The organism is Serratia nevei (genome assembly GCF_037948395.1).
Lineage (GTDB): Bacteria > Pseudomonadota > Gammaproteobacteria > Enterobacterales > Enterobacteriaceae > Serratia > Serratia nevei.
In genome coordinates this window covers 2447014-2469646 of record NZ_CP149940.1, presented here as the reverse complement: position 1 = coordinate 2469646, position 22633 = coordinate 2447014, and the positions used below count along the sequence as shown (strand labels likewise).

The 22633-nt window shown below is 56.6% G+C and carries 19 protein-coding genes; 4 read left to right on the top strand and 15 right to left on the bottom strand.

Annotated elements, in window-relative coordinates:
• Positions 1–10 precede the first annotated feature (10 nt).
• Positions 11–1627: a serralysin family metalloprotease gene (locus tag V8N38_RS11945; protein ID WP_147839987.1), complete on the bottom strand. Its 1617-nt coding sequence runs from the start codon at positions 1625–1627 to the stop codon at positions 11–13.
• A 411-nt stretch (positions 1628–2038) separates the two neighbouring features.
• Here V8N38_RS11945 and V8N38_RS11940 point away from each other — a divergent pair, with 411 nt between their 5' ends.
• Positions 2039–2392, top strand: coding sequence for an AprI/Inh family metalloprotease inhibitor (locus V8N38_RS11940; RefSeq protein ID WP_060419020.1), 354 nt, complete (start codon positions 2039–2041; stop codon positions 2390–2392).
• A gap of 4 nt (positions 2393–2396) precedes the next feature.
• On the opposite strand, the gene V8N38_RS11935 is transcribed toward V8N38_RS11940, so the two are convergent.
• Both V8N38_RS11935 and V8N38_RS11930 read right to left on the bottom strand, forming a co-directional pair.
• The gene (locus tag V8N38_RS11935) at positions 2397–2918 is read right to left on the bottom strand and encodes a chromate transporter (RefSeq protein WP_033634482.1); all 522 of its coding nucleotides are present in this window, start codon (positions 2916–2918) and stop codon (positions 2397–2399) included.
• On the bottom strand, positions 2915–3481 hold the full coding sequence (locus tag V8N38_RS11930) for a chromate transporter (protein WP_033634481.1): 567 nt from the start codon (positions 3479–3481) through the stop codon (positions 2915–2917). The genes V8N38_RS11935 and V8N38_RS11930 overlap by 4 nt, the downstream gene beginning before the upstream one ends.
• A gap of 102 nt (positions 3482–3583) precedes the next feature.
• Here V8N38_RS11930 and V8N38_RS11925 point away from each other — a divergent pair, with 102 nt between their 5' ends.
• Positions 3584–4495, top strand: coding sequence for a LysR family transcriptional regulator (locus V8N38_RS11925; RefSeq protein ID WP_147839988.1), 912 nt, complete (start codon positions 3584–3586; stop codon positions 4493–4495).
• Positions 4496–4522: 27 nt separating this feature from the next.
• Here V8N38_RS11925 and V8N38_RS11920 read toward each other — a convergent pair whose 3' ends face one another.
• From V8N38_RS11920 to hsdR, 4 genes are all read right to left on the bottom strand, one after another.
• Positions 4523–5626, bottom strand: a complete 1104-nt coding sequence (locus V8N38_RS11920) for a nuclease (RefSeq protein WP_147839989.1) — start codon at positions 5624–5626, stop codon at positions 4523–4525.
• A gap of 10 nt (positions 5627–5636) precedes the next feature.
• Entirely contained in the window at positions 5637–7349 is a 1713-nt protein-coding gene (locus V8N38_RS11915) for a restriction endonuclease subunit S (RefSeq protein WP_147839990.1), read from the bottom strand.
• The gene (locus tag V8N38_RS11910; RefSeq protein ID WP_147839991.1) at positions 7349–8821 is read right to left on the bottom strand and encodes an N-6 DNA methylase; all 1473 of its coding nucleotides are present in this window, start codon (positions 8819–8821) and stop codon (positions 7349–7351) included. Before V8N38_RS11910 ends, V8N38_RS11915 begins: the two co-directional genes overlap by 1 nt.
• 72 nt (positions 8822–8893) lie before the next feature.
• A complete protein-coding gene (hsdR, locus tag V8N38_RS11905) occupies positions 8894–11326 on the bottom strand; it encodes an EcoAI/FtnUII family type I restriction enzme subunit R (protein ID WP_147839992.1) in 2433 nt (810 codons plus the stop codon).
• A 442-nt stretch (positions 11327–11768) separates the two neighbouring features.
• Between hsdR and V8N38_RS11900 the strand changes: the two genes are divergently transcribed.
• On the top strand, positions 11769–12938 hold the full coding sequence (locus V8N38_RS11900) for a cupin domain-containing protein (protein ID WP_060419024.1): 1170 nt from the start codon (positions 11769–11771) through the stop codon (positions 12936–12938).
• Between the two features lie 122 nt (positions 12939–13060).
• On the opposite strand, the gene V8N38_RS11895 is transcribed toward V8N38_RS11900, so the two are convergent.
• From V8N38_RS11895 to V8N38_RS11880, 4 genes are all read right to left on the bottom strand, one after another.
• The gene (locus tag V8N38_RS11895) at positions 13061–13471 is read right to left on the bottom strand and encodes a GNAT family N-acetyltransferase (RefSeq protein WP_141959145.1); all 411 of its coding nucleotides are present in this window, start codon (positions 13469–13471) and stop codon (positions 13061–13063) included.
• Positions 13472–13742: 271 nt separating this feature from the next.
• Positions 13743–14708, bottom strand: a complete 966-nt coding sequence (locus tag V8N38_RS11890; protein ID WP_147839993.1) for a nucleoside hydrolase — start codon at positions 14706–14708, stop codon at positions 13743–13745.
• Entirely contained in the window at positions 14705–15760 is a 1056-nt protein-coding gene (gene add / locus V8N38_RS11885; RefSeq protein ID WP_060419028.1) for an adenosine deaminase, read from the bottom strand. Before add ends, V8N38_RS11890 begins: the two co-directional genes overlap by 4 nt.
• A gap of 487 nt (positions 15761–16247) precedes the next feature.
• A complete protein-coding gene (locus tag V8N38_RS11880) occupies positions 16248–17561 on the bottom strand; it encodes an MFS transporter (protein ID WP_339103078.1) in 1314 nt (437 codons plus the stop codon).
• A gap of 114 nt (positions 17562–17675) precedes the next feature.
• On the opposite strand from V8N38_RS11880, the gene V8N38_RS11875 reads away from it, so the two are divergent.
• Positions 17676–18590 (top strand): AraC family transcriptional regulator, encoded by a 915-nt coding sequence (locus V8N38_RS11875; RefSeq protein ID WP_060439999.1) that lies wholly within the window; start codon positions 17676–17678, stop codon positions 18588–18590.
• Between the two features lie 39 nt (positions 18591–18629).
• Here V8N38_RS11875 and V8N38_RS11870 read toward each other — a convergent pair whose 3' ends face one another.
• From V8N38_RS11870 to V8N38_RS11855, 4 genes are all read right to left on the bottom strand, one after another.
• Positions 18630–20093 carry an aldehyde dehydrogenase family protein gene (locus V8N38_RS11870; protein ID WP_060419034.1) on the bottom strand — a complete coding sequence of 488 codons (1464 nt, stop codon included), beginning with the start codon at positions 20091–20093 and terminating at the stop codon, positions 18630–18632.
• 22 nt (positions 20094–20115) lie between these two features.
• Positions 20116–20865 (bottom strand): SDR family NAD(P)-dependent oxidoreductase, encoded by a 750-nt coding sequence (locus V8N38_RS11865; RefSeq protein ID WP_033634470.1) that lies wholly within the window; start codon positions 20863–20865, stop codon positions 20116–20118.
• Between the two features lie 127 nt (positions 20866–20992).
• Positions 20993–21625 (bottom strand): LysE family translocator, encoded by a 633-nt coding sequence (locus tag V8N38_RS11860; protein WP_147839995.1) that lies wholly within the window; start codon positions 21623–21625, stop codon positions 20993–20995.
• A gap of 67 nt (positions 21626–21692) precedes the next feature.
• Positions 21693–22508 carry an AraC family transcriptional regulator gene (locus V8N38_RS11855; protein ID WP_244951315.1) on the bottom strand — a complete coding sequence of 272 codons (816 nt, stop codon included), beginning with the start codon at positions 22506–22508 and terminating at the stop codon, positions 21693–21695.
• Between the last annotated feature and the right edge of the window lie 125 nt (positions 22509–22633).

Here is a 22633-nt window from a genome sequence, read left to right as displayed (position 1 = left end):
TTCCTCACCCTCAGGCAAACAGAATATCGCTCTGCTCCACCTGCCCGACCACATGGATCTTGAAGTCGGCGGCGTAGCTGTTGCTGTGGGTGTTCATCAGCAGATCGGTGGTGCCGTTGAAGGCGTCGAAGTTGAGCTGGATCTCGCCTTTCTGGCCGCTGAAGGCGCTGCCGCTGTCGATAAAGCGCAGCTCGCTCAGGCTGTTGTTGAAGCGCAGGCCGGAGAGATCGATCTTGTCGATGCCGTGCTCGAAGTCTTCAATCACGTCGAACGCCGCCACCGTGGACTCTTTGGCATTGAGATAGACGAAATAGTCGGTGAAGTTGTTGGCGTCTTTGCCGCCCCACAGATGATCCGCCCCCATCCCGCCGTACAGGATGTCCGAACCGGCGTTGCCCGCCAGCAGGTTGTCCTGATCGTTGCCGATGATCACATCGCGCCCGCTGCCGCCGATGGCGTTCTCGATGATCGCCCCGCGCGCGATGGCGACGTTCTGCGTGCCGCCGCCGACGCTGGAGAACGCGCCGTCGTTCAGGTTGATCATCTGCTGCTGGCTGTAGCCGGAGAAGTCCAGCGTGTCGTTGCCGCCGGCGTCCCACACCGCGAAGTTGACCGGTTTGCCGTTGTCCGCCGTGGCGGTCAGGAAATCGCGCCCGGTGTTGGAGTTGAAGCCGTACACCGTGTCGCCGGTGCGGGTGCTCATGTTAGCGCCGTACAATTTTTGGATCGCGGCGATGTCATCCACCATCGGGCCATAGCCGTACATCCCTTTGGTGTCGGCGCCGGTATAACCGGCGTTGAAATAGCTCATGATCGAGTATTGCAACGAATCCTGATAGTAAGCGGCATCGTTCTGGTAGCTCGGGTTGCCCAACGAGGCGTCATAAGATCCCGGGTGCGCCAGCCCCAGGGCATGCCCCAGCTCGTGGGTGAAGGTCTGGCTGCTGAAGTCGCCGCTAACCGGCGCCTGATGGGTGGCGAAGTTTTTGTTGAACCACACCGTGCCGGCAAAGGCGTTATCGCTGCCCGGCTTGGAGCTCGGCGGGTAATAGGCGTACGCGTTGATGGCATTCGGGCCGCTGCCGGCGGCGGTGCTGCCGTCGGCGCGCTGGGTGAAGTACGCGAAGGTGATGTCCGCGCGGTGGTTGATATCGGTGGACGCCGCCTCGGTAAAGGTCACATTCGCCACGTCGGCCCAGGCCTGCATCGATTTCAGCGCCTGTGCCTGCGCCGCCTGAGTCAGCGGTTGCAGCCCCTTGTCACCGTCACCGGTTTGGCCGATGCGGTTCAGCGCGCTCTGCGTCAGGAAGGAATAGGTCAGCGCCACCGGCTGGTGATAGACCTGATCGCCGTTGTGCGTCAGGCCCGGCCGCGTCAGCTGATCGGCGGCGCGATCGAAGCTGAAGTTATCGCGGATTTTACCCAGATTGTTGATGGCTGCTCCGCCGCGCTGGTTGCTGTACAGGTTGGCGTTGTCCAGCGTAAACAGCGCGCCGTACCCTAACCCATCATAGAGGCTGCCGGGTCGGTGATAGTAAAACTGATAGTTATGATCGTTGGGAGATGTGGCGGACAGGCTGGTGAACTCATCGTCATCTTGCAAAATATCGTTGTGGCGACTGCTCATTGCATTCTCCTTTTACACAGTAGGAATCCACTCGCTTTGTAAGACTATTCATCAGTCGTTCTAATCTAAGCCAAGGCTTAGGATTGACCAGTATAGTAATTAACCCCGACGGCGCGACCCGACGCCGCCGTGCATCATCGCGCCGGGCGTTAAGACGGAAATAATCATAACGATTTGTATTAGCGCAGTATTAATGAGAAAGATAAGCGTATCGGCGGGCTAATGACTCGTCTTTATGGGCATGTTATCGCCGGTTAGATCAGAATTATCGAGGATTAAAAAACCTAATCCTTGCCTCATCATCCCGCAGGGAACGTGCTAAGGTGTGAACGGACAGCCGAAAGGAGTGACCCGATGCCAACCCATTTCCTTATGCGCGCCTTGCGCCGCGCCAGCCTGACAGGAGTCGTTATGAGCGTATTGTGCAGCAGTGCCCTGGGCAGTTCACTGCCGTTGCTGGAACCCGCCGCGCTGAAGGGCGACTGGCAGCTTGCCGCCATCGGCGACGGTAAAACCGTCTGCGAGGTGCAGCTGAGCGACGAAGCGGTGGCCAACACCAACGCCTTCCGCTTCAGCGCCTCCGCCCAGTGCCTGCAACCGCTGGCGCTGCAAACGTTGCCGGTCGCCTGGCGGCCGACGCCGGACGGCATGACGCTGACCGACGCCGAAGGCAGCATGGTGGCGTTTCTGGCCCTGACCGCGCCAAAGCGCTATGAGCTGATCGATCGCGGCGGCCCTTCGCGCTTTGTGCTGATCCCGCGCTAATCCCTCAGGCGAACAGCAGCCCGAGCAGCGCGCCGCCCGCCAGCACCCACAGCGGATGGAGGCGCTTGCTCATGCTCAGCCCCGTCGCCAGCGCCACGATCGCCGCCAGCCGCCAGCTGGGTGCGGAAGCCTCGGCGATCAAGATACCGCTGGCCGCCACCAACCCCACGGTCAGCGGCACCAGCCCGGCCTGCACGATGCGGCGCCACGGGCGATCCTTAAAGCGCCGCCAGGCGCCCATCACCAGCAGCGTGACGATGGAAGACGGCCCGAACTTGGCGACCGAAGAAACCAGCAGCCCCGCCCAGCCGGCGACGTGCCAACCGACCAACGGCACGATCATCATGTTCGGCCCCGGCGCGGCCTGCGCCATGGCGAACAGCGCGCTGAACTCCTGGGCGCTCATCCATTGATGCACCTCCACCACCTGCCGCTGCATCTCCGGCAGAATGGTCATACCGCCGCCAAACGCCAGCAGAGAGAGCTCGGTGAAGATCAGCGCCAACGCAATCAGAACCCCGCTCATGACGGCCACCGCCACATCAGCAGAATGCTCAGCGGCGCCAGCACCAGCATGGTCGGCAGCAGCGGCAGGCGCAGCCAGGCGATGGCGATCAAGGCCAGCGCGACGATCGCCAGCGCCGGCCATTTACCGCGCAGCGGCAGCAGCATCTTGATCCCGGTCGAGAGCAGCAGCCCGGCCGCGGCGGCGGCCAGCCCGGCGAACACATGCTGCACATGCGGATCGTTTTGGAAGCGGGCGTAGACCACGCCCAACCCCACCACGATCGCCGTCGGCGCGCTGATGAGGCCCAGCAAGGCGCACAGCGCGCCGCGCAGCCCGCGAAACTCCATGCCCACCGCCACCGACAGGTTGATCACGTTGCCGCCGGGCAGAAACTGGCACAGCCCGAGCAGCTCGGTAAACTGTTCGCCGCTCAGCCAGCGCCGGCGCTCCACCAGCATGCTGCGCGCCAGCGGCAGCACGCCGCCGAAGCCGATCAGCCCCAGCCACAGAAAGCCCACAAACAGCTCCGCGTTGCCCGGCGCTGCCGCCGGGTGCGGTTTTAACGTATTGATATCTGACATGACATTGCCATTCCATATCGCTTTTTTGATGTCTGGTATCATGCGCGCCGCCGTGCCATGATGTCTAATGCATTCCGGAACAACTAAAGATACCTTTGAGGTATGGCTATGATCGAACTGCGTCGCCTGCGGGCGTTCGTCACCGTAGTGGAAGAAGGCAACATCACCCGCGCCGCCGAGCGGCTGTTTATCCAGCAGCCGCCGCTGACCCGCCTGCTGCAGGGGCTGGAAGATGAACTGGGCGTCACCTTGTTGCAGCGCCTGCCGCGCGGCGTGCGCGTTACCGAAGCGGGGGGCGTGCTGTTCGAAGAGGCCCGCGCCCTGCTGGCGCGCGCCGAACGCCTGCGCGAAGCGGTGCAGCGCGCCGCTCGCGGCGAGCAGGGGCACATCGCCATCGGCTTCACCAGCTCCGCCGCGCTGCACCCGTTCGTGCCCAACCTGCTGCGCCGCTACCGCGACATCCTGCCGGGCATCACCACCCAGCTGGAAGAAGCCGGCAGCGGCGAACTGATGGAGGCGTTGCTGGAACAGCGCCTCGACGCCGCCTTTGTGCGTTCGCCGGCCAGCGGCATTCCCGGCCTGAGCGTGGTGCCGGTGCTCAGCGAACCGATGATCGTCGCCCTGCCGCTGGGCCACCGGCTGGCGCAAGAAACGCAGCAGCCGCTGCCGCTGGCCGAACTGGCCCACGAGGCGTTTATTCTCTATCGCCGCCCGGCCGGCCAGGGGCTGTACGACGCCATCCTGGCCGCCTGCCACCGCGCCGGCTTCAGCCCGCGCATCGTGCAGGAAGCGCCGCGCCTGCCGGCCACCCTCAGCCTGGTCGGCGCCGGGCTGGGGCTGTCAGTGGTGCCCGGCTCAATGCGGCGGCTGGGCGGCGACGGTATCGTCTACCGCACCCTCGCCGAAGAGGCGCAGCTCAGCGCCCCGCTTTACCTGGCGCTGCGCCGCAGCCCGGCTTCGCCGATCGTCGAACGGTTTCGTCAGCTGGTGCTGGAGACCGTGGGGAAGAGCTGATGATGGCGATCCCATCGCCCAGCCCCATTACGCGTCCGCATCCCAGTGGCGGAAATAGCGTTTCAGCTTCTCAATGGTATGGCGCCACTTCGGCGCCGTCGGTTTACATACCGTATTCTGATTACCGAAAAAGCCCACTTCATTGACCGCATCTTCTTCACTGCGGGTTTCCAGCCATTTCACCGGGACAAAATACTCTGATTTGTCCGGATCATCGGCATTGCGGCGATACAGCTCGCGATACTTAAGCACTTCCATCGCCGGTTTTTCACCGTCTTCGGTGTTAACCGTAAAACTGCTGACGGGCTCTACAGCGCTCTGGACCAAACCGACGCCTACATAGCCCGTTGCCGGGATCTTTACCCACACGCGGTCGCCGGGCTGGAGCTGCTTTAAGGTCTGGCTGTACCAACTGCCGCCACCGGCGCTGATAAACCCGTAGCGACGCGCCTCTTCCCAGCTCCGGCTTAACGGATCGCCAAATGAAACATAGAACTCCCCGTTCCAGGGATCTTTGGTTTTGGCGCTGGTTCCTGCGGTGGCTTGTGCAGCATTGGTTTGCGTTTCGCTCGGATCGAGAAGCCAGGCGCGGCTTAAGAACTGATCGTCGCCGTGCTGGAACACTTTAAAGAACAGCACGTTAATCGAGATGCCATTTTTGCTGAGATAGTCCACGATACGCTCGGTCGAGGGATCCAGCTCTGCCGCCACGATGATAATTTGGTGTGACTGATTCAGGGAGTCCTCTTCCAGTTCAGTGTTAAAGCGTTGCTTAAACGCCTCCCCCAGATTGCCGCCGCCGGAGAATTTTTCGTAAATCTGCGACAGACGATCGGCGGTGAGATCATCCACCCAGGAGGCATAGTCCAACGCCTGCGCCACCACCTCACGCGGTGTGCGATCGCGCTTCAGCTCAATCAGAATCAACGAGGCATCCGGCGCGATAGCCAGCAGATCGATACGCCCCTTATCAAGGGTATTTTCCTGATGGCCGATCAGCATCCACTGGTCGGAGAGGATGGTCGGATCGCTTAAGATCATCTTCTCCAGCAGTTGTTCGCTGGGGAGCTTGCTGATAGCCAGTGGCTGTGGGGCATCCCCCACCCGCCAGATTGCATGATGAAGCGGCATCGTCCGTTCCTTAGTTTAATGCTGCGTCTGTGAGTGCGTCCGCCAGATGGAGCTGGGTTTGCTGGGCGGAATGGAGGTTATACTTGAGGGTATCGCAAACATTCAATATTTCATTTACTTTATCGCAGATACGGAGTTGTTCCTCTAAGGGAGGCAACATGAAAGGATGTGATGAAAACTCATCGAACAATAAACTTTCAACAGTTGTTCCTACCTTGGTAAGGTTCTCAAGTATATATTTTTCAAAACCACGCATCATCAAAAGAATATAGCTATTAGTGTTTAAAACGAAAGGTTTCAAAACTTTTAAATCTTGATTAACAGTGCATTCAATAGCTGTTATTGCAACAGGAAATGTTCTTCTCAGGATTCCACTCCTTGCAACAAACAACAAACATCCTGGAGAGAATTTACTTAACCCACTTTCAATTGCCAAGCTAGTAACGAAATCCTCTGAGTTCGTTACTAGCCACGTTTTCATATCCTTTGGTGTCACCCAGGGAATATCTCCGCCCCAATACTCATCTCTCATCTTGCTAGGGGTTTTACCACCAGAGAAAATCCCCAGATGTGATAGCGTTACCCACGTCCAACCTTCCGGCAACTCAAACGGTTTCTCATCATCATTAATTAGTGGCAACGGCTTTTGCTTTTTAATTTTGCCTTCTTTCACCAGCTGCGCTTTTTCCTGCCCAATACGCTTAAGCAGTTCAGAAGCCGGTTCGTCGTTAGGATCCTGCGGTACCAATTTACCCATCACTGCCAGTTGCAGAATGGTTTGCTTAAGTGCGTCGATGCTCGCTTCGGTGGTAAACAACGTATCGAAATGTTGGCTGATTCGCGCCCAATTTTCGACGAGTACTTCGGCATTTTGGCTGTCGGTCAGCGTTGCCAGCAGGGTTTCCACCAGTTGCTGATGGGCATCCAGAGTGGTTAGCGAGTGCTGTTCCAGTTGATCGCAGAGGGACATAAGTATGTTAACTTTTGATAGTATTCGAGACTGTTCTCTTTTTGGTGCTAATCCAAGCAAAATAGTATTCATTTTTGCTTGATTCATTTTAGGCTGGGCCGTCCCCGTAATATATTGCTCAAGATTAATAGAGTTGATATACAAGCAGACATATTCAAGAAAACTCACGCAAATACCATCTAATACATGCGCATGATTATTCACCCAATATTTACCGTGAGCCATGAAAGCTATTGATGTTGTTCTGTTTATCAAATTAGCTCCATCCTCACCAATAAGAAGGAGTGTTTCATCGAACAGGAAGTCATCAATATTGTCAATAACTCCTGACGCACCATAATAGTCATATATCCCTTGTCGATTGGAGCGTTCATCAGATGAAAGTGGAATCCTTTCAGAATCACGGTTAATTGTCGCATCACCTAATCTGATCCATGCCCACCCCTTCGGCAACTCAAACGGCTTCTCATCCTCACTAATTTCCGGCAGCGGCTTCTGCTTTTTAATTTTCCCCTGCTTTACCAGCTCCGCTTTTTCAGCCGCAATACGCTTCAACAACTCAGACGCCGGTTCATCATTCGGATCCTGCGGCACCAGTTTGCCGCGCACCGCCAGTTCCAGAATCAGCTCACGCAGTTTCTTAATGCCATAGAGGTCGATTTTACCGTTGCTGCCGCGCCCGGCGGTGGAGCGAGTTTGCAGGGCCGAGGACCAGATATCGATATGATCGGTAATCAGTTTCTCAACGCTCATCAGTTCGCCCCTTTATTGCTGGCCAGCGCAGCGCCGAGGATATCGCGCAGCTGGTTGCGCAGATCGCTGATTTCCGCTTGCTGCTTCTGGTACTGCGCCAGCAGTTCATCCGGATCGTGGCTGACGGTTTCACCCTGGTACGGATTTTTGATATCGAGGTTGAAGTTGCGGGCGATGATGTCGTCGATGCTGACTTGCCACGCCTGATTGTTTTCCTCACGGCCGGCAAAACCGTCCGCTTCGTTGCCCCACCAGTCGATTTCGGCCTGGAACTCTTCGAACTTCATCGGTTTGGTTTTGCTGTAGTTCTTCACACCGTCCGGGTACGGATGCTCGTAGAACCACACCTGTTTAGTCGGTTGACCTTTGGTGAAGAACAGAATATTGGTTTTGATGCCGGTATACGGGTTAAACACGCCGTTCGGCAAACGCACGATGGTGTGCAGGTTGCACTCTTCGGTAAGCAGCTTTTTGATTTTGGTTTTTACGCCTTCGCCAAACAGCGTACCGTCCGGCAATACCACCGCCGCACGGCCTTTATCGGCCAGCACTTCGATAATCAGCTGCAGGAACAGATCCGCCGTTTCACGGGTTTGCATCTCGGCCGGGAAGTTCTTCTCGATGCCGTCTTCTTCGGTGCCGCCAAACGGCGGGTTGGTGACGATCACGTCAATCTGCTCATCCCAGGAGGACAGCGGTTTGTTGAGTGTGTTGTCGTGGCGAATTTGTACCGGCACCTCAATGCCGTGCAACAACATATTGGTGGTGCACAGCAGGTGCGGCAGCTGTTTCTTCTCTACGCCGTGAATCTGTTTTTGCAGCGTTTTGTGGTCTTCGGTCGTTTTGACGTAATGCTCTTTCACATGGTCGAACGCGCAGGCAAGGAAGCCGCCGGTGCCGCAGGCCGGATCCATGATCGACTCGCCCAGTTTCGGGTCAATACGGTTGACCATAAAGCGCGTCACGGCACGCGGGGTATAGAACTCGCCCGCATTACCGGCACTTTGCAAGTCACGCAGGATCTGTTCGTAGATATCGCCGAACAGATGGCGTTCCTGGCTGCTGCTGAAATCGATTTCGTTGAGCTTGTTGATCACCTGGCGCAGCAACGTGCCGTTCTTCATGTAGTTATAGGCATCGCTGAACGCCTGTTTGACCACAAAACCGCGCGGATTTTTGTCGATAGGCGCGGTGAGGTTTTTCAACGTCGGGAACAGATCGTCGTTGATGAACTCCAGCAGCGCCTCCCCGGTGATCCCTTCGCTGTTCGCCGCCCAGCTGCGCCATAAATAGCGCTGCGGGATCGGGAACTGGTAATCATCCTGCTCCAATTCCAGCTCTTCTTCCTGAGTATCGAAAATTTTCAGAAACAGTAGCCACGAAAGCTGGCCAAGGCGCTGCGCGTCGCCATCTACGCCGGCGTCTTTGCGCATAATGTCCTGAAGGGATTTAATCACTGAGCTAATCGACATGTTTTCTTTCCATACTTAAAAAAGGATGCCACCGGCTGCGGAAGCAACCCGTGGCGAAAGGTTTATGCGCTATCAGGCGAAACGCGGCGGTAACCGATAGATTTCGTTTTCCAGTTCGTTAACCGCCTGTTCGTAAGCCTGCTTGTCACCGAAGCGGGTTTTGATGATTTCCAGCGGGCGCCCCAGCGTATCGAACGGCTTCAGTTTCAAGACCTGAACGTCTTCGATTTCCTGGACCCCTTCATCGGCATATTTATCCAGCAGCGTGCTGAGCACCTGCTGCGCCGGCTCGGCGTATTTGGTGAAATAATCACGCTTACGCACGTTGGCGGCACGCTCCTGGCGCGTTAACGGCGGCTGACCGTACACCACATGGCAGAGCAAATCAAACGGGTCGAGATCTTTCCCCACCTCTTCGGCCAGCACATCCCACAGGATACCCAATTGTTCCAGCTCTTCGATAATGGCCTGTTTGCGCGGCGCCGCCTGCCATTTACGCACAAAGCCATCAAGCGAGGCGAACTCACCGTCTTTGAGCAAGGTTTTACGGGTGTAATCCTGGAAAGATTCAGTGACCAGTTTGCCATCGGCATCGTAATACTGAACGCGTTTGGCCAGCACGCTGACGGTCACGCCATTGACATAGAATTTACGGGTTTTGTCGTCGTCATTCGGATGGAATTCACCGTTCCCCGCCGATTTATCCGGGTTGGTCTGGTATTCCGCCGGTTCTTCATGCGCAGCGCCGCAGGTCTCTTCTGCGTTCTCTTCAGCATCCAACCGTTCATTAAAATCAGACCCCGCGTCTGAAATATCGTCAGGCTTCACAATCAGCACTTTTTCCGGCACGCCGTCAAAGCGCTCATCCGCAAACAGCTCGGTCGCTTTTTTGAAATCGAGAATGGTGAACCACAGTTTGCCGTACTTTTCGTTAATGCGCGTGCCGCGCCCGATGATCTGTTTGAACTTGGTCATCGACTGGATGTTCTGATCCAGCACGACCAATTTACAAGTTTGGGCATCCACGCCGGTAGTCATCAACTCCGAGGTCGTCGCGATAACCGGGTAGGCTTTCTTAGGATTGATAAAGTTATCCAGCTGCGCCTTGCCTGCGTCATCATCGCCGGTGATTTTCATCACATACTTTTCGTTCTTCAGGACCTGTTCCGGATTCAGCACCACCAACGCGTGGCGCATGCGATCGGCATGATCGATGTCGTTGCAGAAGACGATGGTTTTATCCATCGGGTTGGTGCGCTTGAGGTAATCGGTGATGGTCTGCGCCACCAGCATGGTGCGCTCTTCAATCACCAACGTGCGGTCAAAATCTTTCAGGTTATAAATACGATCTTCAATTTCTGCGCCGTATTTATCCAACTGTCCTTTAAGCGGCCGCCAGCCCTGGACATCAACGTCGATATCCACACGCACCACTTTGTACGGCGCGAGGAAGCCATCTTCAATGCCCTCTTTCAGCGAGTAGGTGTATACCGGATCACCGAAGTAGTCGATGTTGGAGACGTCTTCGGTTTCTTTCGGCGTCGCCGTCAGGCCAATCTGGGTGGCGCTGCCGAAATACTCCAGAACTTCACGCCAAGCGGAGTCTTCGGAGGCGCTGCCACGGTGGCATTCGTCGATCACGATCAGATCGAAGAAGTCGGGCGCCACCTGTTTGTAGGCTTTTTGATACGCTTCGGGGCCGGTTATCGCCTGGTACAATGCCAGATGAACCTCATAGGCCGGATCGATGGTACGCCCGGTAATTTTGGTCATGGCGTTGCCAAACGGCTGGAAATCGTTATTTTTGGTCTGATCGACAAGAATGTTGCGATCCGCCAGGAACAGAATGCGTTTTTTGTTTTTCGCTTTCCACAACCGCCAGATGATCTGAAACGCGGTATAGGTTTTGCCCGTACCGGTCGCCATCACCAACAAAACGCGGTTTTTCCCTGCCGATACGGCATCGACCGTTCGGTTGACCGCCTGCATCTGATAGTAACGGGGGGACTTGCCACTGCCGTCATCGTAATAATCCTGGCTGATGACCGGCAATTGCTCCTGCGTGAACCCTTTCCAGACACAGTACTTCTGCCATAGCTGTTCAGGCGTCGGAAAATCGCTAAGTGCAATTTCGGACTCCAACTGCTGCGGATTGGTTTTGTCATGGAAGATAAAACCGTCGCCGTTGGAAGCAAACACAAAGGGAACGTCAAGCAGACCGGCGTAATTTAGCCCCTGTTGCATCCCTTTGCCGATGGCGTGCTGATTGGCTTTTGCCTCGATCACCGCCAATGGCAAGTTTGGCTTGTGGTAGAGAACGATATCGGCGGATTTGACTTTGATACGGGAAGCCAGTTTTCCGCGCACTACGATCTTACCATCCCGGAGTTTCACTTCCTGCCGAATCTGTGACATCACATCCCAACCGGCTTCCTTGACCGCAGGCAGAATAAATTTGGTGATGATGTCCGTTTCGGTCAGATGTGTTTTGTTTACGCCAGCCATAGCAAAGTTCTCAACGGTATTGGGTTAACTCTGATTTTACACAAATTAATGCATTACGTAATGACTTGAAACGGGTTTTCAGGCTGTTGTCACCGTTCAGCCTCGTCGAACGGTTTCGTCAGCTGGTGCTGGAGACCGTGGCGCAGTCATAAAAAGCCCGAACGGCCAATAAAAAATGCCGTTCGTTTATTATTTATTTAAACCGGTCGGCGACTAAAATTAATTCCAATTAATGACTATTCAACTTCCGAGTAATTAATCAAACCCGCTCTCACTTAGTAACAAACGCAAACAAATAAGCGCCTACCCAATAAATTCCAGCCACTAGGATTTAAGGGTCACAGCCTGTTCCCGCCGATGACAAAAAATCATTTCAATGGCGCTCGCGCCTTCCCTGTCGCCTGCCTCTGCGGGCGCACGGTTTTATATTGGAGAAAATGCTATGCTATCGCGTCGTGATATATTGAAAGTGTCCGCCGTCAGCGCGGCCGCCGCCGGCATGATCGGCGGCATCGCTAAAAATGCCGCTGCCGACGACCACCGCAATATCGTGCCCCCCAGCAGCTACCAGCCGCCTGCTAATGCGCAGCATCTCTATAAGTACAAATTCACCGACAGCAAGAAACGCAGCCTGCCCAGCGGCTGGGCGCGCGAGGCCACCGTCGAGCAGTTTCCAATCTCCGAAGGCGTGGCTGGCGTCGACATGACGCTGGAGCCGGGCGGCGTGCGCGAGCTGCACTGGCACGCCATCGCCGCCGAATGGGCGTTTATGCTGGAAGGCCATGCGCGCATCACCATCCTCGATCCCGAGGGCAAATGCGAAGTGGCGGATTTCGGGCCCGGCGACGTGTGGTATTTCCCGAAAGGCTACGGCCATTCCATTCAGGCGCTGGCGGACGGCGCGCATTTTATTCTGGCGTTCGATAACGGCCATTTCTCCGAATTCGGCACCTTCAGCATCACCGACTGGGTGGCGCATATGCCGAAAGAGGTATTGGAAAAAAGCGTCGACATGCCGGCGGCGGTATTTTCCAAGGCCAAACAGGGTGAGGCCTATATTGTTGGCGGCGCCGTTCCGCCCGCCCTGCCATTGCCGAAAAACGACGGCGGATTAAATAACGCCCCGCTGACCCACCGCTATGAATTAATGAAGCAAAAGCCGTTCTTTGAAAATGACGCCGGCAGCGTGCATTTGGTGTCATCGAAAGAATTTCCCATTTCCACCACCATGACCGGCATCATCGAGATCGTGAAACCCGGCGCGATCCGGGAATTGCACTGGCACCCCAATGCCAACGAATGGCAATACTATATTGCCGGCAAAGGCCGCATGACGGTGTTCAGCTCGCACGGCCACGCACAGACGGAAGAGTACGCCCCTTCAGACGTCGGTTACGTGCCGCAGGGCTTCGGCCATTACATCGAGAACATCGGCGATGAGGATTTGAAGGTGCTGATCGTGATGGACAATGGCATTTATCAGGATATTTCGTTGTCCGACTGGCTGGCGAAAACCCCGGCCTACCTGCTGGCGGATAACTTCAACAACCAGGCTGAGGACTGGCAGGATCGGCCGAAAGACAAACGGGTCATGTCACGGCGCAGCCGCTGACGCCACGGCGAGGGAGAAACTCCCTCGCCCTCCGTCACATCGGCCAAAGCGTCATATTTCATATTAAGAACAACACCTTGCTCTCAGTGAGTTAACCGAATTCCTTTTATAAAAAACAGATATTACAGTTGTTTGTTCAGATAGGAGCGTGTTATTTCATTGCCGCAATCCAACTCGCCAATCATTTGAAAACCCTGTTTCAGGTAGAAATTGGGCGCCTGAAAGCTAAACGTGTCCACGGAGACGCTGGCGCATCCCAACTGTCTGGCATGAGCCTCTGCAGCTTCCAGCAGACGGTGGCCTAAACGCCGGCCGCGCTGCGCTTCATCAATCCAAAGATAATGGATGTAAAAAACGGCCCCGTAAGACTCTGCATAAAGTCCCGCGATTATTTTCTCATCGCCGTCTTTATAATAAACACCATACTCGTGAGCATTTAACCCCATGAACTTTGAATTAAATCTATCGAGCTGCCCCTCCAGAAAGGAGCGTGCATCATTGTCATGATGCAACGTTAAATTTTCATTTCCCACAACATGTTCCGCATATATAAAATAAAAAAGGAAGATTGGTTAATACTTTATGGCCCGGATTAATTCGGCAAAACGCATCAATAATCAGACTGCACAGGGGAAACACTGTACTCAACATGCGCTAAACAAATACCAAACGCATCCATCGATTTGGATTCGCACTTCTGCGGATCGATAAATCCAGCCCGATCTCTTTCCCCCTTATTCAGTGCTCATTCAGAGGCCTCCGGAAAGGCCTCTTATACACTCAGACGTTGTCGATAGAGACGAATTACGCCAACGACAACAGCTTCGCGAGCAGCAACTCCGACATATTAAGCTCGGTGCTTAATACCACATGGCAGTTGGCATCGGGCTGCGGCGGATAGTTCATATATCGTCCCCGCATATCACACAGGGTTTGCCCGCGGCCTGGCCCGTCGGAATCATCGATCGTCACCTTCACGTTAGGCGCAAGGCAGGCGCCGATGCCCTGCACCGCCAACACCGCAGCCACCGGATCGTGCAGCGCGCAGGCTTTGCGGCCGTAGGTATTGATATAAAACTGGATATACCGCTCCAGCATTTGCCCTATCGCCTGCGCAAACCGGCTCTCGGCCGACAGCAGTGTGAGCCGATCCGCCTCTTCAAAGGTATGCGACATGGTGACATCAAGCGGCACCATCACGATATTCTTCATCGCCTTAAACACCATGGCCGCCGCCTCCGGATCGCAGGCAATATTCGCCTCCGCAACGGGCGTTCGGTTGCCGGGCGCCAGAGCCGCACCGCCCATGATCGTCAGCGTGCCGATAAGCTCTCCTAGCGCGGGCTCAAGCTGCAAGGCTTTGGCGATGTTGGTCAGCGGGCCGGTCGCCAAGATGTCCAGCTCCCCCGGGTGCGCTCTGGCCAGCTCAACCAACAGGTCGGGGGCCGGCAGCGGCGCCAGCTTGGCGTGTGAGGCTTCCAGCGCGATGTCGCCGATGCCGTTGTCACCGTGTATATGCTGCACATCGCAAAGATACGCCTGGCGCAGGTAGTCCCGTTCCCCCACGGCGACGGGGATCGCGGGAAAACCGGCCAGGCGGGCAAGCTCCAGCGTATTTCTGGCTCCGGCATCGGCGGCGACGTTGCCGCAAACCGTGCCGATCGCCAGAATATCCACCTTGTCGCTTTCTGCGAGCAAATAGCCCAGCGCCATCGCATCATCGATGCCGGTATCGCAGTCAAAATATAATTTTATTTTCTTCTCGCTCACCGCTTGTCTCCATTTTCTGTATTAAGAGAGGCAACCCAAAGATCCATTTTCTTCCGATACTCCGTTTTTGCCTCGTCGCCGGCGAAACTGGCGGCAAAAGCATTCAGGGCCACATCGACGATATCCTGGGTGGAAAATGCAAATTCGCTCTGACAGATCAGATATTCATCCACCAACGTGGTGTGCAATAAGACCGGGTCGTCGGTATTGATGGTCGCGATGACCCCGGCATCCCGCAGCCGGCGCAGCGGATGTTCCGCGTAGCCGGGATAGACGCCCAGTTTGATGTTCGAGGTCAGGCATACGCCGATGGGGATACGCCGTTCGGCCAACAGCGCCACGACGGCCGGGTCGTCTATCGCCCGAACGCCGTGATCGATGCGGTCGGCCCCCAGCAGCAAGATGGCGTCGCGCACGCCCTCTGCGCCGCTAGACTCCCCGGCATGCACGGTTCGCTTCAACCCGGCCCTGCCCGCCTGGGCGAAAGCCTGCGCGAAACGCGCACCGCTGCCTTTGGTGACGGCCTCATTGCCATCGACGGACAACGCGACCACTCTGGGGTGCCGCAGCGCGGTTAAAAAATCCACCAGCTCACTCGCCTCGGCGGCGGTTTGCCGGCGGAGCAAACTGACGCACAGCCCAACGGACGCCAATCCATCTTCTTCGGCCGCGCGCAAACCGGCGTCAATCGCGTCGATCATGTCACCGAGCCTGCCGCGCCACGCTTTCCAATGGGTCGGGTTGAAAATCAGATCGGCGTACAGCCCGCCATCCCGCGACAGCCGTTGTGCATAGGAGTAGCTTAACTGCGCCAGGCGTTCGCGGCTGCTCACCAGGCTGCAGGACCAATCGAGGAAATCGAGAAAGTCGGCAAGCCCGTTAAAATTCAGCAGCTCGGCCTGCTTTCTGGGCATCGGTATCCCCGAGGATAACGCCCAGGCCGAGAGCTGTTCCGGCTCAAAGCAGCCCTCCAGATGCACATGCACTTCCGCCTTCGGCAGGGAAACCATCTGCGCTCGAGAGAGCGTGGTTTGGTTTACATTCCATTCCATAAAATGGCTCCCAAGGGTTACTTATGCAGGCCAACGAGCACCTTTTCGCGCACCGTGAGTGACGGCATGGGTGCGAAGGCCTCGCTGAAGGGGGAGTGAATGCGGTAAAAAACGCGGTGAAACGAGGAATGATCTAGGGTAAGCATCGCAATCTGTTAATCCTGTAATGAGTTAGATGGCAGGCCATCCAAAAATTCATCAACAGGTCAGTAACCTATGCGTGCGGCAACCGGTGACACCTCTCATCACCGAAGCCGGCACGGCATCACCCCATCCTCACTGCAACGCCCGACTTCTATGGGCGCCGGCAATCATCGATGGGGCCGTTCTCTTACCTGAACCTATGTAAAACATGGCGTGTTAAAGCAGAGTGTTCGCCGGCAGCCGCTGTTATGCGCGACCATCGCCAACCATCAGCGCCAAAACACGCCGCCAAGCTTATGAAAGCCAGGGGGTCTTGTAAAGCCCTTCCCCAACGCCGGAAACGTCAGGCCTTTCTCAGCAACAGCGCCCACAGCGCCAGCACGGCAAAGGCGATGTATATCGCCATAAAAAGGACAATGGCGGCGAACAAGGCGCCCACTACCCCTATTTTATCCGCCAGCCAACCTGCGGCCGGCGGCATGATATTGAACAAATAGACGATAAAGTAAAACTTCGACACCGCGTTCCACCCTGGCGCCGCTAGCGAGAGCTTATTGACCAGGATGGCACCGCCCACAAAAACCGCGCCGTATGAGAAGCCGGACAGCGCCAGACTCACCGCCGCGCTGGCCACAGAACCGCTTTCGAGCGCCATGGTCATCATCACCATAGAGAAAACCTGCGCAATCAGCCCTAGCACCAAAGAAAACTCAGGCTTCAGAAAACGCGGGATCGTGAACTGCACCACGCCGGCCACCAGTAAATAACCGGTGGCGATATAGCCAAAGCCCGCGGGTGACTGGAGCCCGAAGACCTGGATCGCGGCCGTCGGCCCCAACGACAGGATCAGCGCGGCGTATGACCAGGAGATAAACACGCACAGCGCAAGCAGATAGAACAGCGGTTGGCTAAAACCGGCGCCCTTTTCTGCCGTTTTCGTGTCCGCAACGCCGAGGGTAGGCAATCCTTTCTTCGGCCAAAGCAGGACGATGGCGATCGCAGAGAGGAAAACCAATGCGGCGATGGTCACCGCCGGCGAAGTGAGCGGGTAAAACGCCAGCTGGGCGTAAACGCTGCTGATCACCGGGCCCAGCGCCAGGCCGGTCACCAAAGCCAGGCTACCCAACAGCGCGGCGCGTTTGGCGCTGTCGCCGCGGCTGACGTTAATCAACAAGATGTTGATGATGGCCGTGGCCGTACCGGCCCCTAAACCGGAGATAAACCTGAACAGGCACAGCGCCTGCAAAGAACGAGCAAAGGAAAAGCACAGCGTTGGCACCACCACCACCATCAGCGACACCACCACCAGCAGCCGGGCATTTTTATCGGTGATGGTGAGCCTGCGTGATAAAAACAAGGCCAGCAATACGCCAAACCCATAGGAAGAGAAAATGAAGGTCAGGTCGATATTACTCAGGCCAAGGGTTTCTTGATAGAGGGGATATAACGGCGTAGGAGAGCCGCTGTTCAACAAGATAAAAAATAAAGCGATCGTCAACGCCGCCAATAGGCTCACCTGGCTGCGGTTTGTCTGGTCAGAAGTCATTATGCCACCATCATGGAAAATACCGATCGTAGCACCCGACCGGATCGCGAACTTTCGCGTTCGCACTTTTTTTCTTATCGTTCGGACAGGACGGCGGGATAGCCTGTACACCGGCTGGCGCCTCACCCATAATGCGTTCACCTCGCCGCACTGCCGGGATCATGCATAACCCTGGCGCAATAGCGACTATGCTCAACAGTAAACGCATCAGACAAGCAGGTAATAATGGATCCGCTATCCGATATTGTTTCCAGGCTAAAAATCAGCAGCCAGAAAATTGTGACGTTTGACATGAGCGCTAATACCAAAGCGCTGTTTCCCGACTATTCCGGGATGAAAATTTATATCGCCAAGCGCGGATCCTTTTTCATTAAACTGGCGGGCGACGCCAACAGTTACCCGATTGAACAAGGCGATGTGCTGATCTTATCCAGCGGGCGCGAATTCAGCATTTTTGATCACCCTAACGCGCCGGCCATCGATATAACAAAAATTCACGTGATGAAAGACCGCTCATCATGCTTCAGCAACGGCGGGTGCGATTTCTCCTTTGTGGGTTGCCGCTTCGTATTTCAGATCAACGATACCTTCCGCTTTATCACCAGCCTGCCCGAACCCATCGTGATCAAAACGCAGCGGGAGGAGAACGCCGGCATCAAGGATTTCCTGAGCCGCCTCTCGTCGGAGATAGAGAATCCCGGCCCGGGCAGTGAACTCATCACCGAGCATCTGCTGCAGATCATTTTGACGCAGGCGCTGCGCATGCTGCTCTCTTCCGGCGCGCTCGGCCGCGGCGAGGGCTGGTTTTACGCGATGGCGGACAAACATATTGGCCTCGCGCTGACCCGCATACACGACCAGCCGGGCAGAAAATGGCGCCTGGACGAGCTCGCCGGCGTGGCCGGCATGTCGCGCACCGCCTTCACCACCCGCTTCAGAAAGCTGGCCGGCTACAGCGTCAACGAATACATTCGCATCTGGCGTTTTAGCCTGGCCATCGAGCGAATGGTCGCCAATAAAGAAAAAATATCCCAGATCGCCTTTGACCTGGGATATGAATCGGAAAGCGCCTTCAGCACCGCGTTCAAGAAAAGCATGGGCGCGTCGCCAAGGAGTTATATCGGCAGCCATATTTCCTGAAGCAGCCAACGGCGGCACGTCCCTGTGCCGGTCTTATCCTTATTCTGCAAACCAGGCCGCGGGCAGATCCGTCTGCAGCGTGATGGTTTTTATTTGCGTGTAGGCATTGAGCGTTTCTTTGCAGAACTCGCGGCCGATCCCGCTGTTCTTGTAACCGCCGAACGCGGTGCCATCGGTAATGTTCGAGTAGCGGTTGATCCATACGGACCCGGCTTCCAGCCGGTCTGCGGTCGCCAGGGCGTTTTTCAGGCTGCGGGTGTAGATCCCCGACGCCAGCCCATATTCGCTGTCGTTAGCCTGGGCGATCATCTCGTCGTAGTCTGACCATTTGATCAGCGTCAGCACCGGCCCGAAAATTTCTTCCTGGCAAATGCGCATGCCATTTTCCGCAGCAAAGATCGTCGGCTCAATGAAGTAGCCATGCTCGCAGCCGGCGACGGCGCGGCGTTTGCCGCCGGTCAGCAGGGTGGCGCCCTCCTCGAGGCCGGTCCGAATATAAGCCAGCACCCGCTCGCCCTGCTTCTCAGAAACCAGGCAGCTGACCCGGGATTGCTCGGCCAGCGGTGAACCGACGCGCACCCGTTCGAAAGCCGTCACCAGTTTGGCGCTGAAACGGTCGTAAATGTCCGCGTGAACGAACAGCCGGGTGCCCGCCAGGCAGGACTGACCGTTATTGTGGATGGCGGCAAAGGTCACGTTGTCCACCACCGCGTCCAGGTCTTCGATGTCCGGGAACACAATATTGGGGCTCTTCCCGCCCAGCTCCAGCGTGACGGGCACCAGCCGCTCCGCGGCGGCCTTGGCCACCCGCTTGCCCACCTCCGTGCTGCCGGTGAACGAAAGCTTGCGCACCTTGCGGTTGCCGGTCAGCGCCGCCCCCGCCACGCTCCCGAGCCCGGTAATGATGTTGACGACGCCGGCAGGGAAAATGTTGGCGATCATCTTGCCCAGCTCCAGCGTGGAGAGCGAGGCGTTTTCATCGGCCTTCAGTACCACCGTGTTGCCGGTCACCAGCGCCGGCGCCAGCTTGAACGCCGCCATGATCGCCGGCGCATTCCAGGGGATAATCTGCCCGCAGACGCCGAGCGGCTCGCGTTTCGCCAGGCTGTAGCCGTCCGCGATGCTTCTGCCGCTGTCTTCGTGCCCCATGACAACTGCGGCGAAATAGCGATAATGTCTGACCGCCGTTTGATAATCGCGGCGCACTTCGCTGATACAGCGGCCCACATCCCGCGCGTCGATTTGCGCCATTCTTTCCAGATCGCTTTCCAGCACATCCGCCAGCTGCGCCATCAGGCGAGCGCGGGCCTGCTGCCCTAATGCCTTCCAGGCGGGGAAAGCCGCTTCCGCCGCCAACACGGCGCGCTCGACGTCCCGTTCGTTGCAGTAGTGCAAATCCGCCAGACGCTCCCCGGTCGAGGGGGAAATCACGGGATGAATGTCCGTGCCATCCAGCTCGAATACGCCGTTAATCAGTGGCCCGTAGGCTTTATCTAATGTCATTTCTGTTCCATTCTTCGCTAAATTAATGCAAACCGCCGCCGACGATCAGGCTCTCGCCGGTCACCCAACCCGCCTCGTCCGAGGCGAGATAGGCCACGGCCGGGGCGATATCCTCCGGTGTGCCGATGCGCCCCAGCGGGGTGATGGATTCAATGTGCGTTTTAAAATCGGTATCGAAAAAGCCGCTGTCATGCACGCCTTCCGTGATGACCAAGCCAGGATTGACCGCATTGACCCGGATCTTGCGCCCGCCAAGCTCATTGGCCAGCGTCTTGGTGATCGAGTCCACCGCGGCTTTGGAAGCGGTATACACCAGCGAATTGGCCGGCGTAAACGAGGTCACGCTGGAGCTGATATTGACGATGCTGCCGCCCGATTCAGGCATGGCGGCGACCGCCGCCTTGCAGCAATAAATCAGCCCTTTGACATTTAAATTGAAGTGCCTTTCATATTCCGCGTCGCTGAAGGCTTCCAGGCTATTGGTGGCATAAACCCCGGCGTTATTGACCAGCACGTCCAGGCGACCATACTGCTCGACAATGTTTTGCATCAGGCCGTTGACTTCGGCCTCAATGCCGACATTGGCCTGCAGCGGAAAAGCGACGCCGCCCTGCTCATTGATCTCTTTAACCAACCGGTTGGCATCTTCACGCCCGCGGGAATAGTTAATGAAAACCACGGCGCCTTCCGCCGCCAGGCGTTTAGCAATGGCGGCGCCAATGCCCTTTGAACTGCCCGTCACCAGGGCAACTTTATTTTCAAAGCGTTTCATTCGTCATTCTCCTCAGTGTCTGTGAAACTCGGGAGAAGATTACGGTAAATGCTCGCTGTGCAGCATAACGGGGCGAACATAAAACCTTATCGAACGAACAACTTTGCCCAAAAGAGAAGTGGCATTTTTAGAGTAAACGCGCGGCCAAAATGGCGCAGGCTAATAACAGAATGACGCCACCGAAGCATTTATTGATATAAATCCCGATGACCGGACGCCGCTTTATACTCAGCGCGATCTTTCCCGCCAGAAATACCAGGGGAACTTCGATCAGAAACATGATGATGATGAGCTCAATGCCTAATATCAGCATCTGCATTCCCGGCCTGCCCGCCTCTACCCGAATAAACTGCGGAATAAACGCCAGCATGAAAATAATGGCCTTGGGGTTAAGCAGGTTGGTCAGCAATCCTTGCGAATAGAGCCTTTTGCGGCTTTTGCGCTCGCCGTGGCTTTCCAGGCCAATCGCATTTGCCTGGGTAAAAATACCCAACCCGACCCACATGATGTACAGCGCGCCGCCGATGACGAAAAGCTGATACAGCAGCGGCGAAGAGGCGATCAGCGCCGTGACGCCGGCAATCGCAAAACAGACGTGGCATATCACCCCGGTGACCGCCCCCAATACGGTAATCAGCCCCGCTTTCGTTCCCTGGCTGACGGCATTGGACAGTGCGCAAAGCATATCAGCGCCGGGAATAAGCGTTAAGACGGCGGCCGAAAGGGCAAATAAACCCAGCGTGGATAATTCGATGACCATGATTTTCTCGCGTCGTAAATAGGCGCATTGTCGGCCCCCGCAAGTCGGCGAGATAGAACGATATTGCTCACAGGCAGCGATCGCGATAGCCGCGCGGCGTCACGCCGTAACTCGACTTGAACGCCCTGCCCAGGTGCGACTGATCGGCGAACCCGCAGGCGACGGCGATTTCCGCAATGTCGCCGCCCCGGGATAGCAAAACCTTCGCCTGCTGCAGCCTAAGCTGCCGCTGATAGCGGCTCGGCGACAAGCCGAATGTTGCCGAGAACTGGCGGCAAAGGTGAAACCTGGACAGACCGGCAGCCTGCGCCAGCCTCTCCAGACGCACTTCCCGCGCCGGGTTATCGTGCAGATACTCTTTCGCCCTGCGCAAGCCCGGTGCGATGCCGGCATCTGCCAATGGCGCGCGCCGCGGGGAACACACCGCCAGCAGATCCGCCACACAGTGGCTCCAGGCCACCTCCCGGTCGAAACGGCTGGATTGCGCCGCGGTCAATACCGTCGCGGCCTCACACAGCCGGTTGGCGAAAGGCGCATGGTCGATATGCTTCCCCTTCACTGCCGACGGCAGTGGCATCTCCATGTTTTCCGCCACGTCCAGCAGCATCTCGTGGCTGGGGTAAAACATGAAATAATGGCATCCCTCTTCTCCCAGCACCGTCCCGGCATGCATCTGCCCCGGCGCGATGAGGCTGACTTGCCCGCGGCTGACGATACCGTCGGCATCGCCTTTGGCGCTGTTGTTATTGGCGCCGCGCAGGACCACGCCAATCGACCAGGTATCATGCCAATGCACGTCAAACCGATGGTCTGAAAAGTCCGCGACGAGCAGTTCAAGCCCGCCCAATGCGTCAAAACGATGCATAAATGCCGAATTGCCCATCCTCTTTTACCCGATTGCCGGTTATCCACAGCGGCCAAAATAACACACAACGTACGGTGTGAAAGCCCTGCGCTCTGCACGGAAGCGGCTTTCTGAACGTCGGCAAAAAGGGGCCGCCTGGCCCC